This is a genomic window from Nocardia sp. NPDC052316 (genome assembly GCF_044547795.1).
Lineage (GTDB): Bacteria > Actinomycetota > Actinomycetes > Mycobacteriales > Mycobacteriaceae > Nocardia.
In genome coordinates this window covers 147,919-161,964 of the sequence record NZ_JBIUBB010000002.1, presented here as the reverse complement: position 1 = coordinate 161,964, position 14,046 = coordinate 147,919, and the positions used below count along the sequence as shown (strand labels likewise).

Genomic DNA, 14,046 nt, shown 5'->3' with positions numbered 1-14,046 from the left:
CCTGAATCATCTTTCGGTAACGGCCTTTTCGACCTCTCCGCGCACCCATGTCAGAAAGGTCTGCACGTCGGCGGCTGGTAGCGGCACCGCTGCCGTGCGAGGACGCTGGAAGCTGCGCAACGCGGCGTCGATAAGGACCTGGAAGTCCGCCTCGGCTGCCATGATCAGTTGGGCGGCTTCGCTTTTGGCCAGCCACCGGCCGGTGCGGCAGAACGCCACCGACCGGCAGCCGTTGAGCACCTGATTGTCGCTCAGGTGGCCCTTCCCCGTGGCGTGCTCGCGGACCGAGGCGAGCAGCGCGGCGAAAAGGTCGCGCGGCGCGGGCGGCGCGAGCACCTGCCGCACCTGGCTGCCGTAGAGCAGGCAGCCCGACTGGTAGGCGATCGAGCGATCGATGACATACCAGAAGGCCGAGGATCGCGCCGGATCGAAGCTGGCGCGATTCGACAGCAGCGGACCGGTATTGAGGTCGAGCAGATACCCCGCGGCGGCGGAGGGCCTGGCGGCGAAAGTGGCGTCGTAGACGACCAATTCGAGCCCGGCCGCAGGACAGGGCAGCGCAGGGTGCGCGAGCACTTCGGCCAGTTCGTGGATTGCCGATCCGGGTAGCGACGGGTCGACCACCAGGATCACGTCGATGTCGCTGCGGCCGTGGCGGTAATCCGCCAGCGCGATGGACCCGACCGCGAAGGCGCTGCGCAGCCGCGCCCCGCAGGTCTGGTGCGCCCGCCGCACGAGGTCCGTCAGGTACGGACGCACCTCGGCGGGCACCGCGGCTGGATCTACGAGAGCCATGCGGCCAGTATCCAGCAACGCCTCATCACCGCTCGGGCTACCCGAGTTCGGCCTCGGCCAGTTCGACCGGCGCGGCGTCGATCGGGTCGTCGTAGCGGTAGCTGTAGTCGTCCCGGTCGAACCGGACGGCCTTGCGGTAGGTCTTCAGCAACGACCACGGGCGAATGTACGGCGACTTGCCTTGGGAGTTGACGAAGTAGCTGTTCGAGCCCTCGCAGCGAGTCTCCAGGTAGTACGACAGATTACGGCCGCTACGCAGCATTTCCTGATGGAACCGCTCCTGCGCTTCGGGCCGCACCTCCACCGTGGTGGCGCCGCGCCGCCGGGTCTCATCGATGACGGCGGCGATATGGCGCATGGCGTTCTCGACGAAATAATGGAACGCGGTGCCGGTCCAGGAGTATGGGCCGATCATGATGAACCGGTTCGGTACGCCGGCGACGGAGGTGCTGTAGTACGCCTTCAACTCCTCGGTGTTGTAGAAGACCCCGAGGTCGAATCCGTCTCGGCCGATCACGGTTCCGGGTTTGTAGCTCTCCGGATCGGAGAACACCTCGTAACCGGTGGCCAGCACCAGCGCGTCGATCGTCCGCTCGACGCCGTCCGCGCTGCGGATGCCGTTCGGCTGGATCTCGGCGATGCCCGCGGTGATCAGCTCGACATTGTCCCGGTTCAGCGTCGGCAGATAGTCGCCGCCTGCACCGCCACGGATGCACACGATCCCGAAGCCGGGCCGCAACACGCGGCGGGTCTGCTTGTCCTTCACCTTGATTCGCAGCCACCCCGCGTAGGCCGCGCGTCCGACGGCGTCGACCAGCCCAGCACCCATCTTCCACAGCGGCGCGGGCGTGAAGACCGCGATGCGCAACATCGAGTCGATGGCGGTCTGCGCGAGCGCGTTGACGAATGCGGAACCGCCGGGCAGGGCCAGCAGCCGTTGCATCCACGGGCGCAGGACGAAATCCGGCTTCGGCAGATACACCTGGGGCGTGCGCTGATAGATGTCGAGCCGGTCGACCTGCGCGGCTAGTTTCGGCGCGATCTGCATGGTGCTGGCCCCGACGCCGATGATGGCCACTCGCTTGCCGGTGAAGTCGAAGTCGTGGTTCCAGTTGGCCGGATGCATGGAAACCCCGGTGTAGGAGGCTAATCCGGGGATGTTCGGCTCGGTCTTCGGATTGATGTAGGCACCGACCGCGCTGATCACGAATCGCGCGGTGATCACCTCGCCGCCGTCGGTGTGCAGCCGCCACAGCGCATGGTCGTCGTCCCATTCTTCGCGAACGATGGTGGTGTGGAAGCGCATTCGACGCGGCAGGTCGTGCTCGGCGGCGACATCCTCGAGATACTGCAAGATCTGGTCGCGCTTGGCGAAGAATCGGTCCCAATCCGGTTTACGCGCGAAGGAGAATTGATAGGTCGTACTGGGGATGTCGCAGCCCGCGTCGGGGTAGCTGTGGCTGTACCAGGTGCCGCCGAGCCCGCCGATCCGGTCCACGATCAGGAAGTTGTCGACCCCGATCTCCTGGAGCTTCACCCCGGCACAGATGCCGCCGATGCCCGCGCCGATCGCGACCACCTCGTACTGCGGTGTCTGCACCGTGTCCACGAATTCTGCGGCGATATCGTTCATTTCGGTCACTTGGCGCCTTCCTCGACACGTCGGGCAGTCGGTTCGGTCGCGGTCCGGCCGTTGGTGGCGATCTCGCCCGGCGGGCGGCCGGTGCGGACGACTTCGGCGACGCGACGGCGAAAGAGCGGACCCAGTCCGGCGATTCGATAAGCCACCCGCCACAGCGGCGGGAACCACGTCGCGAAGCGCAGCGGCAGACGCGGCGTGACCGCGACCGTCCAGGCCACCTTGGTCCGATCGGCACCGACGTCGTCGAAGGTCATGTTCTCGGCGTACTGGCGGACGAGCAGATACTGCAGCCAGGTGGCGCTCACCACGCCGAAGGTGATGCGGCGCTGCGGTTCATACCGCCAGAACCGCTCGCGCTCCACCCACAGGACCCGCAGCGGCGCGAAGACCGAACCCATCTCGCGGATCACGCCCGCGCCGCGAGCCGGCGAGTCGTAGCGCACGCCGGTGCGCGGAATCGGAAGCCACCGCCACGCGTGATCGTCGTCCAGGGCGGTCCACACTGCCCATCGCGGCGCGTCGAAGACACTCTCCACGGTGAAAACCAATGCGGCGGTGTCGAAGACGGAATCGTCGACAGGCTGTACCGCGGGATACTGCTTCTGTAAGAACGAGGTGATACTCATGGTCGCCTCCCATTCGGATAAAGGGTGCTCAGCGCGCGACGGCGCGCCGGGGCGCGGCGTCCGCGCCGACCGGCCGCGTAGTCGTGTACCGGTAGTGGTCCAGCGGGAAATGCCGGTTGCTCCAGTACATTCCGAGCTGAGTGGTGGCCCGGAAGGCCGGGCCGTCACCCTGGTAGTTGATGTAGTAGGTGCGTGACGCCGCGCAGCCCTGCTTGAACAGGTAGGTGTTCTTGTTGCGGGCATACATTCGGGCGAAATACTCGTCGTGCGGTTCCCTGCGGATCTCCGCGCGGGTGGCCCCGCGGCGCAACGCCTCACCGATGACCCGTGCGCTGTGCGCCGCGGTGGCTTCGATGAGCGGGATCACCGAACCCGGCGCGTAACCGTAGGGACCGAAGATGTGGAACATGTTGGGGAACCCGGGCACGGAAACGCCCTCGTAGGCCTGATACCTGTTCGAATCCCAGAATTCGCCCAATTCGGTTCCGCCGCTGCCATATACGGGATACGGCGGGGTTGCGCCACGGTCCATCACCTGAAAACCGGTGGCCGTCACCACCAGATCGAACTCGCGATGTACCGCGTCCTCGGTGACGACGCCGCGCTCGGTGAACCGCTCGATCGCCGTGGTGACCAGGTCGACGTGCGGCTCGGTGTAGGTCTTGAAGTAGTTGTTGGAGATCGACGGCCGCTTGCAGCCGAGTCGATAGGTGGGGGTGAGCGCCCGCCGCAGCGTGCGATCGCGGACCTGGGTGAACAGGTAGGCCTTCAGCAGCACTTCACCGGCGCCGAGCACCGCGGAGGTGAGGCGCGGAAAGTCCGACAGCGCGAGCCCGACACCGAGGAAGGCGTTGACGGCGACATTGCCGATCAACCGGACCGCCTGCTGGGCAGGCGGCAAGTCGAGCACCCGGTGGCTCAGCCTGCCCAACGGGAAGTCCGGCTTGGGGGCCACCCAGATGGCGGTGCGCTGGAAGACGGTCAGCTGCTCGGCGTGCGCGGCCAACTGCGGAATCACCTGCAGGGCAGTGGCTCCGGTGCCGATCACCGCGACGCGTTTGCCGCGATAGTCATAGGAGTGGTCCCAGCGCGCTGTGTGCATAAGAGTTCCGGCGTAATCGGCAATGCCCGGAATCGCAGGCGGCTTCGGCTGTTCGAGCGCGCCCACCGCGCTGATCAGGAACCGAGCGGTGATCTCGGCGCCGTCGGTGGTCCGCACCCGCCACACATCGGCGGTCTCGTCGAACCGCGCCTCGACCGCGCCGCGCCCGAGCCGGAGCTTGTCGCGCAAACCCTGCCGATCCACCACTTCCTCGGCATACCGCTGGATCTCGTTGCCGGGGGCGAAGAATCGGGACCAGCGCGAGCGCTGCTGAAAGGAGAAGTTGTAGATCGGTGACGGCACATCGACCGCCACACCGGGATAGGTGTTGGCGTTCCAGGTACCGCCGACGCGATGCCACTTGTCGATGATCAGGAAGTTCTCGATACCCGCGCGGCGCAGCGCCACCCCGGTGCCGATACCGCCGAATCCCGCGCCGATCACGAGCACGTCGTGCTCGGGAATGCTGGTGGAGCTCATGGAAACCTACCCGTGGTCGTGCGGCGGGTCATGCCGCGGTGGTGTGGTCGGTGGCCGGGCCCGCGGCCGACGCGTCGAGCACGCGACGCAGGAACGCACCGATCTCGGCGATGGCCGCGCGGGCGTCCGGCAACAGGTCCGCGCCCGCCTGGAAGACATGGATGGCGTTGTCCCAGATCTGCAGGGTGTGCGGCACACCGGCCTCGGCGCACCGGCGCGCGAGCGCCCCCGAGTCCGGCAGCAACACCTCGAGATTGCTCACCTGGATCAGGGTCGGCGGCAGGCCGGTGAAGTCGTGGTTCACCGGCGACCAGGCCGGGTCCAGCACGCCCTCGCGAGCGAAACCGAGCAAGGCAGGTACGGCGAGCGCTCGCGCCGACAGCATCGCGTCGCGCCGATCGTTCGGGTGCCCGCGCCGGATTTCCGGGTCGAGATCGGCCCATGGCGCGATCGCCGCGATGGCCGCGGGCATGGGCAGCGCCGAGGTCCGGGTGGCCAGTGCGGCGGCGAAGGCTATGCCGCCGCCCGCCGAATCGCCGGCGAAGACAATGCGTTCGGCGGCGAACCCGCTGTTCAGCAGATGACGATAGGCGGTGATCGCGTCGTCGACGGTGTCGGTGATGTGCCCCTTCGGCAGCTGCCGGTAATCCACGTTCAGCAGTGCGACACCGGCCGAACGGGCGATCCGGGCGGTCAGCCTGCGATGGCTGTGCAGGCCGCCGGCCAGGAACCCGCCGCCGTGGAAGTACAGGATCGCCGCAGCCCGCTCGGCGTCATCGGGGCCGAGATGGTCTCGGTGCCAGAGCCATTCGGCGCGGAAGTCCGGAAAAAGGACAGCCCGGCGTTTGGTGCCGCGGGCGGGTCGCAACGGCATCGCAAGCAGGTCGGCCACGTTGGCTATCCGGAACGCGCGGCTGCCGCGCAGCGCGGCCGACTCACCGAGGACGCACAGGAGGTCGATGGCGGGTCGTAGCGTGCCGCGCAGGAGCGCGTGTGCCAGACGCAGCCGCAGACTGGCCTTGCTGGCGAACTCGACGTGCACGCCGTCGCGGGTCGTGGGCAGCGCGTGCGGTGCGGCGGTCATGCCGACGCTCCCGCCGGCACGGGAACCTGGTAGCGGTAGTCGTCGAGTGGGAATCGACGGCTGCCTCGGCGCGCCTCGAAGAACCCCGAGGGCCGCACATAAGTGCTGTCGCCCTGTGAGTTCCGGTAGTAGGTCGGGACATGGCCGTTGAGATCGGCCAGGTAGTAGCGCAGCGACTCACCCCTGCGGTGGATCTCGCGATGGTAGGCCTCGGCCGCTTCTTTGCGCACCTCACACCACGCCGCACCGCGGCGGCGCGCCTCGCCGATGGCGCGCACCGCGTGGTCGGCGGTCATCTCCACGAAGGCATGCCAGCCCGAGCCGGTCCACGAATACGGGCCTACCAGCGTCCATCGGTTCGGCAGGCCGTGCACCGAGACGCTCTGGTACGCCTGCAAACCCTCCTCGTTGTAGAACTCGGCCAGATCGAAACCGTTGCGGCCCAGTACCGTTCCCGGCCGGTAGGTCTCCGGGTCGGAGAACACCTCGTAGCCGGTGGCCAGGATGAGCGCGTCGAACCGGTGCAGCGTCTTGTCGGCGGTGCGGACACCGGTCGGCGTGATCTTCTCTATCGGCGTGGTCACCAGCGCGACATTGTCCCGGTTGTACGCCCGCAGATAACTGTTGGACAGGGTCGGGCGCTTGGCCACCAGGCCGAAGGTCGGGGTCAGTGCCGCCCGCGTGGTGGGGTCGGTGATCACCCGCGCCAGGTAGCGGCGATACAACGCCTGGCAGACGGCGTCGAAGCGGTCCATCACCGGATGCACCACGCCGCCGGGCAGGCCGACGATGGCGCGCAGCGCCAGATCGACCACCACCAGCGCGCCGCCGTGCAGCATCGGCTGGATACCGGGCACTCCCAGGACCCTTTGCAGCGCAACCGGAATCCGGAAGTCCGGTTTGGGCAGCGACCAGACCGGCGTGCGCTGGAAGACGGTCAACTGCCCGACCTGTGGCGCGATGGACGGAATGATCTGCACCGCACTGGCACCCGTGCCGATGATGCCGACTGTCTTGCCGGACAGGTCGTAGTCGTGATCCCAGTCGCTGGGGCGCAGGACTTTCCCCTTGAACGATCGGGTACCCGGGATGCCGACCTCTTCTTTGGGGCGGACGAAGGCGCCGACCGCGCTGATCACGAAGCGCGCCGTCACCACCGACCCGTCCGTCAGGCGCAGCTTCCAGTACCCCGACTCGTCGTCCCACTCTTCCCGATCGACCTCGGCGCCGAAGCGCACCCGCTCGCGCACACCGAACCGGTTCGCGACCTCGACGTGGTACTGCTTGACCTCCGGCCCCAGCGGGAACACCCGGCTCCAATTCGCTTTTCGGGCGAAGGAGTACTGGTAGGCCAGCGCCGGAATGTCCACGCCGAGACCGGGATAGTGGTTCTCGTGCCAGCTGCCGCCGACCTCGTCGGAGCGCTCCAGCACGAGGAAGTCGTCGATGCCCGCGTGGCGTAGTTTCACCCCGGCCGCGATGCCGCCGGGGCCCGCGCCGATGACGGCGACCTCGTACTGCGGCTGTGCTGGGTCTCTCGTGTCGTTCATGGTTGTCTCACTTCGCAATTCGGTTCAGCAGCGGCTGAATGCGGGGTAGCAGCTTGTCGGCCAGATCGAAGGACCCGATGCTGCCCACCGTGCGGATCAGGCCGGGCGACAGGCGGAACAGTCCGTACCCGAGCCAGGCCTCGGGATTCACCGGCACGACCGCCCGGTTCCGGCGGATCGCGCGTTCGATGGCGCGCGCGACCTTGTCCGGACCGGCGAAAGACAGGCTCTGGACCCGTCCGATGTCCGCGCGCCAGGCCGCCTGCCGCTCGGCATCGAGCCCCGCGCGCTCACCGTGTGCGAGCAGGTCGGTCCGGATGGCGCCGGGACAGATAGCGGTGACGCCGATCCCCTTGGGCCGCAACTCCACTCGCAATGCCTGGCTGGCCATCAGCACCGCGGCCTTGGCCGATGCGTAGGCGGGGATGTACTTGGCGGGGAAGAACGCGGCGCCGGAGGACACGTTGACGATGTGTCCGTCGACATCGGCGTCGATCATCTGCCGGGCGAACACCCGCGACCCGTAGATCACGCTCATCAGATCGATGTCGACGGTGCGCTGCCACTGTGCCGCACTGGTTTCGTAGAACCCGCCGGTATCCATGACTCCTGCGTTGTTCACCAGGACGTGCGCCGGTCCGAACTCGGTGCGCACCCACTCGGCGCACGTGTCCCATTGCGGCTCGCTCGCCACATCCAGCCGATAGGGCTGTCCGCTTCCGCCTGCGGCAACGATCTCGGCGGCCACCGACTGCGCGGCGTGCTCGTCGATATCGGCTACTACCACGCGATATCCGGTGTCCGCGAGCAGCAGTGCGGTCTCGCGCCCGATGCCGGCACCCCCACCGGTGACGATAGCTGTTCTCATCGCCGCCCACCCAGCACTCGATCCGAGAGCTGAACCGCCCGCTCCGCCAGCGGCATCCGGGCCAGCCCGACGATGCCGCGCATGAGCCCCGGCGACAGGCGCGCCAGATACCAACCGGCCCAGGCTTCGAGGCCGACCGGCACGGTGGCGAGGTTCCAGCGCACCGCGCGCTCGACCGCCGCGGCGACGCGGTCCGGGGAGCGGCCGAAGATCCGCTGCCCGCGCGCGAGTTTCGTGGCCCACTCGGCGCCGTGCCGCTCGTCCGTACCCGCCCGGGTTCCGTTGGCGGACAGGTGGGTATCGATCAGCCCGGGGCACACCGCGCTCACTCGGATACCGCGACCGGCGAATTCGGCGCGCAGCGCCTGCGTGCCGAGCCACGCACCGGCTTTCGCGGTCACGTAAGACGGCGCGAGCGGTGTGGGCAGGAAGGCGCCGACCGAGCAGATGTTGACGATGGCACCGCGCTTGCCCGCCTCGACCATCTGCTGCACGAACAGCCGCGAACCCAGCAGCGGACCCATCATGTTGATGGCGATCATGCGCCGCCAGTCGTCGCCGGTCTGCTCGAGGAAGCCGCCCGAGATCAAGATGCCCGCGTTGTTGACCACCACGTCCGGGACGCCGTGTGCCCGCGACACCTGCTCGGCGAACACCGCCAGGTCGGCGGCGTCGGCGACGTCGAGCGGGTAGTACTCCGCCTGGCCGCCGGCCGCGCGGACCAGCCCGGCCGTTTCCTTACCGCCGCGTGCATCGATGTCGGCGACGATCACCGTCGCGCCGCGCTCGGCGAACCGCAGGGCGGTTGCCCGGCCGATCCCGCTACCAGCTCCGGTCACCACCGCAACCGTCATGATCGACAACCTGGTCGTGCACTGGCGAACAAGGGGAAATGAATCATGCCGCGACTCCTGTGTCGTCCTCTGCCGGAACAGCCGATCGAGCAGCGATCAATTAACCGACGCTGATGTCACTAAAAGTAAACTGTCTCAGACAGAAGCGCAAGAGATGGCCGACGCCGGGGGCATACGATGGGCGGGATGACCGAAGCAGCCAAGCGCGGCCGCGGGCCGGGCAGGCCACGCGACGAACAGAACACCGAGCGACGCAGGCGCGAGCTGATCGCCGCCGCTTACCACGTGTTCACCACGAAGGGCTACGCCGCAGCTTCGACCGCGGACATCACCGCGGCGGTCGGCATCGGTTACGGCACCTTCTACCGCTACTTCGACAGCAAGCGGGCCATTCTCGACGAGGTGGTCGACTACGGCCTCGATCGAATCCTCACCGAGATCGCGGACGACGTGTTCGAGCCCGCCTCGATCGAGTCCGAGATGACCGTCGATCGGCTGGTCCAGACCTGGTCCGGCGCCGTCGACCGGATGTGCCGGATCGCCGAGTCCGACCCGGCCCTGATGCAGGCGATGCTGTTCGAACTCCCCGGCATCGACGATGAACTCAACACCCGGCTGATCGGGCTCGGCGGCATCCTCTCCGCCGCGGTCGAGCGCTTCCTGTCCAGGGCGGTCGACGCAGGCGTCCTGCGCGCCGACGTGAACACCACCGATGTCGCGTGGATGTTGATGGCGCTGACCATTCCGCCGGTGATGCGCACCTTGCAGGGCGGCGGCGAGCTCGATCGACGCGGGTACACCGACACCGTGTTGGCCGTGCTCACTCCCGGCCTGCGCGGCACCGAACCAGCGGCGAATTAGTCGACGCATACGTCTGCTAATCTCGGCCGATCCCTGGCGGAAGGGCGTTCGATGGCGGAGCAGATACCCACCTCGCGGATGCGGCGCGGGGCCGCGTTCGGCAAACTCGTTGCCGGACAGGCGGTTCGCGGTGCGGGCGTCAAGCTGTCGATGGTCGGCGGCACCGACGCGGAGCGGACCGCGCGCACCGAACGCGCGCTCGCCGACGCGGCCGAGGACATCGTCACCGTGCTCGGCAGCATGAAGGGGCTGGCCATGAAGGCCGGGCAGCTGCTGTCGATGTTCGATCTGCTGGCCGCGTTCGGCATCGGGACCCTGCCCGCCGCGCAGCGCGAACGATTCCAGCGCAAGCTCGCCGCCCTCTACGACCAGGCACCGCAGCTGCCGTTCGCGCGGATGCGCACCGTCATCGAGGCCGATTACGCCTGCCCGATCGGCGAGGTGTTCGCGGAGTTCGAGCCCGCGCCGATCGGTGCGGCCTCGATCGGCCAGGTCTATCGCGCGCGGCTCGCCGACGGCCGCGCGGTGGCGGTCAAGGTGCAGTACCCCGGCATCGACGTCGCGGTCCGGGCCGATCTGAAGAACCTGAGCCTGGTGATGCGGATGCTGCGCACGGTCGCGCCCGCGGTCGCCGACCACGCGATGTTCCGCGAGCTCACCACGCATTTCGCCGACGAGACCGACTATCGCGCCGAAGCCGAGCATCACCGCCTCGTCGCGGACATCTATCGCGACCACCCGTTCATCCGCATCCCGGAGGTAGTGACCGAGCTGTGCACGGCCCGGGTGCTCGTCACCGAACTGGTCGAGGGGCTGGGCTTCGACGACATCGTCGCGCTGCCCGATCCGCAGCGTGACCGCGTCGGTGAGATCTTGCACCGCTTCTACCTCGGCACCATGGCGCGGGAAGGCTGCTTCTCCGGTGATCCACACCCGGGCAACATCCTGCTCTGCGCCGACGGCAAGGTCGCCTTCCTCGACTTCGGCCTGTTCAAGCACATGGACGAGTCCGCCGTCGAGTTCGAGTTGGACTGCGTCCGAGCGGCCGCCGAGTATCGCGGCGCCGACCTGCGCGCACTGCTGGTGGAATACGGGGTGCTCGAACAGGATTCGCCGACCGGCCCGGACGATTGCCTGCGCCTGATGCACGAGGTCTCCGGCTGGCTGCTCACCGACGCCGAGATCCGGGTCGCCGAGGACGCCGCCGCGCACGCCGTGCTCACCTTCGTCGATCCGCGCCGCGGCTACTTCGACCGTTGGCGACACGAGTACGCGCCCGCCGAACATGCTTTCGCGCGCCGGGTGGAATACGGCACCCTCGCGCTGCTCGGCAAGCTCCGCGCCAGTGGTAACTGGCACCGCATCGCCCGCGAATGGTGTTACCACGAACCACCCCGCACCGAACTCGGCGTGCTCGAACATGATTGGCTGACCCAGCGGGACAGGTCGGTGGCCGAGGGTGTGCCGCCGGTCGCGGGAAAGACCGATCCGTCCCAGTGCTGAGCGGGTGAGAGGAAGTCACAGGATGCTGTTGCCATCGACCGAGCGGGCGTTGTTGCACCGGGTCGCCGTCGAGCAAGCGGAGTACGGGGTGCCCTCGCTGATCGCCGCCGTGGTGCGCGACGGCCGACTGGTGTGGTCGGGGGCCAGGGGCCGGGTCGACGGGAGTGTGCCGACCACCGATACGCAGTACCGCATCGGCTCGATCACCAAGTCGATGGTGGCCGCCATGGTGCTGCGGTTGCGCGACGAGGGCAAGCTCGACCTGGCCGACCCGCTGGCCAAGCACGTGCCGGGCGCGCCGCTCGGGGATCGCACTGTCGCCCAACTGCTCTCGCACACCGCGGGGCTGCGCGCGGAGTCCCCCGGCGACTGGTGGGAGCGCACCGAGGGCGGGGATTGGGCCGAGCTCGCCGCCAGCCTGGACGGCGACCCGGGCAGCAAGGCACTGTTGCATCGGGCAGGCCGCCGATTCCACTACTCCAACGTCGGTTTCGCCGCGCTCGGCGAGTTGGTCGCCCAGCTGCGCGGCCACAGCTGGTTCGAGGCGCTGCGCGCCGAGGTGCTGGCCCCGCTGGGCATGGACCGCACCACCGTGTTGCCCGCCGCTCCGCACGCGACCGGCTGGGCGGTGCACCCGTGGGCCGATGTGGTGCTGCCGGAGCCCTCGCACGACCACGGAGCCATGGGAGCGGCCGGTCAGCTGTGGTCCACGGTCTCCGATCTGGCCCGCTGGGCGGCGTTCCTCGGCGGTGACACCGGCGGGGTGCTGGCCGCCGACACCCTCGCGGAGATGCGCGAGCCCGCCATCGTCGAGGACGGCGACCGGTGGGAAGCAGGCTACGGACTCGGCCTCCAGTTGCAGCGCCGCGACGGCCGTCGGCTGTCCGGCCACACCGGGGCCATGCCCGGCTTCATCGCCGCCGTCTGGGCCGACCCCGAAGACCGCACCGGCGTGCTGTTCCTGTCCAACACCACCTACGGCGGTATCCGCGGCAAGCTGGCCGGTGCGCTGCTGGACATCCTGGCCGAGCACGAACCGAACCTGCCCGAAGAGTGGCTGCCCGCGCCCGCCGTCGACCCGAAGCTGTTGGCGCTCACCGGAACCTGGTACTGGGGCACCGCCTCGATCGCGCTGCACCTGCGGGCCGATGGTCTGCTCTCCCTCAAAGCCCTCGCGCACGGCGGGCGGGAGTCGCGGTTCCGGCCCGAGGCCGACGGCTCCTGGACCGGACTCGACGGGTACTACGCCGGTGAGCGTCTGGAGGTCGTGCCCGGGCCCGACGGCGTGGCACAGCGGCTCGAGCTCGTGAGCTATGTGTTCACCCGCGCGCCTTACGAGCCGGTCGAGCCTATTCCCGGTGGTGTCGACCCGGCGGGCTGGCAAGGACGAGGATAGGACGTCCCGCGCAGGCGGCGTCTCGGCTCCCGACGATCATCGGTGGCCGCCCTCCGTCCGGGACTGCACGAGTTGCAGCACCTGGATCATGCTGCCCACGAAGTCCCGCATATCCCGTAGGTCGTGGAATCGGCCTTGCGGATCGGTCAGCGCGCTGACGTCCAGCGCGGTCACCGTGAAGAAGATGCCGATCCCCTTGCCGCGGAAGGTCGTGTCGAGCTTGGGGCGCAGCGTGTGCATACGGTCCAGCATCGTAGCGAGATCCTCGCCGGTGGCGGCCAGTGCGCCCATCAACCGTCGGGTGTTGTCGAGCAGGTCGGCGAGGTGTCGGCCTGTGGTATCGGCGTAATCGCCGAGCGCCGCACTGGTCGCCGACACCTTTGTCAGCAAATCGCCGATGGCTCTGTTGTTTTCGGCGAGCGCGCCGAGCATCTCCGGCAGCGTGCCCGCCACCCGGCCCAGCTCGGCCTGCCTGGTCTCGATGCTGCCTGCCAGCGTGCCGAACTCGGCGAGCACCGCGTCCACTCGAACGCTGTTGTCGTTCAAACTGCGTACCACACCGGTCATTTCGGTGACCAGATGAGACAACTGGCCGCCACGACCACCCGCGATCGCGTCCAGCTCCGCGGTCAGCTCGGCGAGTGCGGTCACCCCACCGCCGTTGAACAGCAAGGAGATCGAGACCAGAAGCTGTTCGACGGACGCGGCCGACGACGTCCTGTCCGTGCCGAGGGTGGCGCCGTCGCGGAGCATCGGCGCACCGGGTCTGGTGGGCGGGGTGGACACCGCGACGAACATCTCGCCGAGCGGGGTGTCCTGGCGCAGTTCGGCTGTGCTGCCCTCGGGCAGATCGACGTCCGTACGGATGGTCAGGTCCACGATCGCTTGGAAGTTCTTGGTGCTGATCTTGGTGACCACACCGACATTCGACCCGCCGATCCGCACCTTCGCCTGGTCCGCCAGGCTCAGCGCGTCCTCGAATATCGCGTGCACCGTGTAGGTTTCGCCGGATAGACCTGGCATGGGCAACGGCAGCTTCTGCACCGTGAGACCGCACCCGGAGATCACCGTCGCCGCGACGATCGCGGTCAGCGCCCTGATTATCGTTCGGACGCCGCGGCGGGGAGCGTTGGCCTGTTCGCTGTCCGGGTTCGCGTCCTTCAGCGCCTCGACTTCGAGCTTTGCACTCATCTCGCCTCCCCCACCGTAGCTTGAAGCTACCAGCAGGCGGCGTGCCCTCGGGCCTGAATCGAGGTTCCGGTAGAGAGCGAAAGTTCTTCTCGCG

General features: G+C 68.2%; 12 protein-coding genes. 3 read left to right on the top strand and 9 right to left on the bottom strand.

Annotated features, from left to right (window positions below; all coding sequences use genetic code 11):
* Nucleotides 1-6: 6 nt before the first annotated feature.
* The 8 genes from ACIHA7_RS07925 to ACIHA7_RS07890 are packed head-to-tail and all read right to left on the bottom strand — an operon-like array spanning nucleotide 7 to nucleotide 9,001.
* Nucleotides 7-795, bottom strand: coding sequence for an aminoglycoside adenylyltransferase domain-containing protein (locus ACIHA7_RS07925; RefSeq protein WP_397286863.1), 789 nt, complete (start codon nucleotides 793-795; stop codon nucleotides 7-9).
* A gap of 37 nt (nucleotides 796-832) precedes the next feature.
* Nucleotides 833-2,428 carry a flavin-containing monooxygenase gene (locus ACIHA7_RS07920; RefSeq protein WP_397288679.1) on the bottom strand — a complete coding sequence of 532 codons (1,596 nt, stop codon included), beginning with the start codon at nucleotides 2,426-2,428 and terminating at the stop codon, nucleotides 833-835.
* Nucleotides 2,429-2,433: 5 nt separating this feature from the next.
* The gene (locus tag ACIHA7_RS07915; protein WP_397286861.1) at nucleotides 2,434-3,063 is read right to left on the bottom strand and encodes an SRPBCC family protein; all 630 of its coding nucleotides are present in this window, start codon (nucleotides 3,061-3,063) and stop codon (nucleotides 2,434-2,436) included.
* 28 nt (nucleotides 3,064-3,091) lie between these two features.
* On the bottom strand, nucleotides 3,092-4,645 hold the full coding sequence (locus ACIHA7_RS07910) for a flavin-containing monooxygenase (protein ID WP_397286859.1): 1,554 nt from the start codon (nucleotides 4,643-4,645) through the stop codon (nucleotides 3,092-3,094).
* Nucleotides 4,646-4,673: 28 nt separating this feature from the next.
* Complete coding sequence (locus ACIHA7_RS07905) at nucleotides 4,674-5,729, bottom strand: alpha/beta hydrolase (protein ID WP_397286857.1); 1,056 nt, start codon at nucleotides 5,727-5,729, stop codon at nucleotides 4,674-4,676.
* Nucleotides 5,726-7,279: a flavin-containing monooxygenase gene (locus ACIHA7_RS07900; protein WP_397286855.1), complete on the bottom strand. Its 1,554-nt coding sequence runs from the start codon at nucleotides 7,277-7,279 to the stop codon at nucleotides 5,726-5,728. The genes ACIHA7_RS07905 and ACIHA7_RS07900 overlap by 4 nt, the downstream gene beginning before the upstream one ends.
* A gap of 7 nt (nucleotides 7,280-7,286) precedes the next feature.
* The gene (locus tag ACIHA7_RS07895) at nucleotides 7,287-8,147 is read right to left on the bottom strand and encodes an SDR family NAD(P)-dependent oxidoreductase (protein WP_397286853.1); all 861 of its coding nucleotides are present in this window, start codon (nucleotides 8,145-8,147) and stop codon (nucleotides 7,287-7,289) included.
* Nucleotides 8,144-9,001, bottom strand: coding sequence for an SDR family NAD(P)-dependent oxidoreductase (locus ACIHA7_RS07890; protein WP_397286851.1), 858 nt, complete (start codon nucleotides 8,999-9,001; stop codon nucleotides 8,144-8,146). Before ACIHA7_RS07890 ends, ACIHA7_RS07895 begins: the two co-directional genes overlap by 4 nt.
* Nucleotides 9,002-9,187: 186 nt before the next feature.
* Here ACIHA7_RS07890 and ACIHA7_RS07885 point away from each other — a divergent pair, with 186 nt between their 5' ends.
* From ACIHA7_RS07885 to ACIHA7_RS07875, 3 genes are read left to right on the top strand one after another with little or no spacing between them, the layout of a single operon-like run.
* The gene (locus ACIHA7_RS07885; protein ID WP_397286849.1) at nucleotides 9,188-9,862 is read left to right on the top strand and encodes a TetR/AcrR family transcriptional regulator; all 675 of its coding nucleotides are present in this window, start codon (nucleotides 9,188-9,190) and stop codon (nucleotides 9,860-9,862) included.
* A 51-nt stretch (nucleotides 9,863-9,913) separates the two neighbouring features.
* Nucleotides 9,914-11,365 (top strand): ABC1 kinase family protein, encoded by a 1,452-nt coding sequence (locus ACIHA7_RS07880; RefSeq protein ID WP_397286847.1) that lies wholly within the window; start codon nucleotides 9,914-9,916, stop codon nucleotides 11,363-11,365.
* 22 nt (nucleotides 11,366-11,387) lie between these two features.
* Complete coding sequence (locus tag ACIHA7_RS07875; protein WP_397286845.1) at nucleotides 11,388-12,761, top strand: serine hydrolase domain-containing protein; 1,374 nt, start codon at nucleotides 11,388-11,390, stop codon at nucleotides 12,759-12,761.
* Nucleotides 12,762-12,797: 36 nt separating this feature from the next.
* Here the strand turns inward: ACIHA7_RS07875 and ACIHA7_RS07870 are convergent, their stop codons facing one another.
* The gene (locus ACIHA7_RS07870) at nucleotides 12,798-13,952 is read right to left on the bottom strand and encodes an MCE family protein (RefSeq protein ID WP_397286843.1); all 1,155 of its coding nucleotides are present in this window, start codon (nucleotides 13,950-13,952) and stop codon (nucleotides 12,798-12,800) included.
* Nucleotides 13,953-14,046 lie beyond the last annotated feature (94 nt).

Bases quoted from the DNA above. Each gene is read 5' to 3' on its own strand.
- ACIHA7_RS07925 (WP_397286863.1), bottom strand. From the start codon at position 795: ATGGCTCTCGTAGATCCAGCCGCGGTGCCCGCCGAGGTGCGTCCGTAC.
- ACIHA7_RS07920 (WP_397288679.1), bottom strand. From the start codon at position 2,428: ATGAACGATATCGCCGCAGAATTCGTGGACACGGTGCAGACACCGCAG.
- ACIHA7_RS07915 (WP_397286861.1), bottom strand. From the start codon at position 3,063: ATGAGTATCACCTCGTTCTTACAGAAGCAGTATCCCGCGGTACAGCCT.
- ACIHA7_RS07910 (WP_397286859.1), bottom strand. From the start codon at position 4,645: ATGAGCTCCACCAGCATTCCCGAGCACGACGTGCTCGTGATCGGCGCG.
- ACIHA7_RS07905 (WP_397286857.1), bottom strand. From the start codon at position 5,729: ATGACCGCCGCACCGCACGCGCTGCCCACGACCCGCGACGGCGTGCAC.
- ACIHA7_RS07900 (WP_397286855.1), bottom strand. From the start codon at position 7,279: ATGAACGACACGAGAGACCCAGCACAGCCGCAGTACGAGGTCGCCGTC.
- ACIHA7_RS07895 (WP_397286853.1), bottom strand. From the start codon at position 8,147: ATGAGAACAGCTATCGTCACCGGTGGGGGTGCCGGCATCGGGCGCGAG.
- ACIHA7_RS07890 (WP_397286851.1), bottom strand. From the start codon at position 9,001: ATGACGGTTGCGGTGGTGACCGGAGCTGGTAGCGGGATCGGCCGGGCA.
- ACIHA7_RS07885 (WP_397286849.1), top strand. From the start codon at position 9,188: ATGACCGAAGCAGCCAAGCGCGGCCGCGGGCCGGGCAGGCCACGCGAC.
- ACIHA7_RS07880 (WP_397286847.1), top strand. From the start codon at position 9,914: ATGGCGGAGCAGATACCCACCTCGCGGATGCGGCGCGGGGCCGCGTTC.
- ACIHA7_RS07875 (WP_397286845.1), top strand. From the start codon at position 11,388: ATGCTGTTGCCATCGACCGAGCGGGCGTTGTTGCACCGGGTCGCCGTC.
- ACIHA7_RS07870 (WP_397286843.1), bottom strand. From the start codon at position 13,952: ATGAGTGCAAAGCTCGAAGTCGAGGCGCTGAAGGACGCGAACCCGGAC.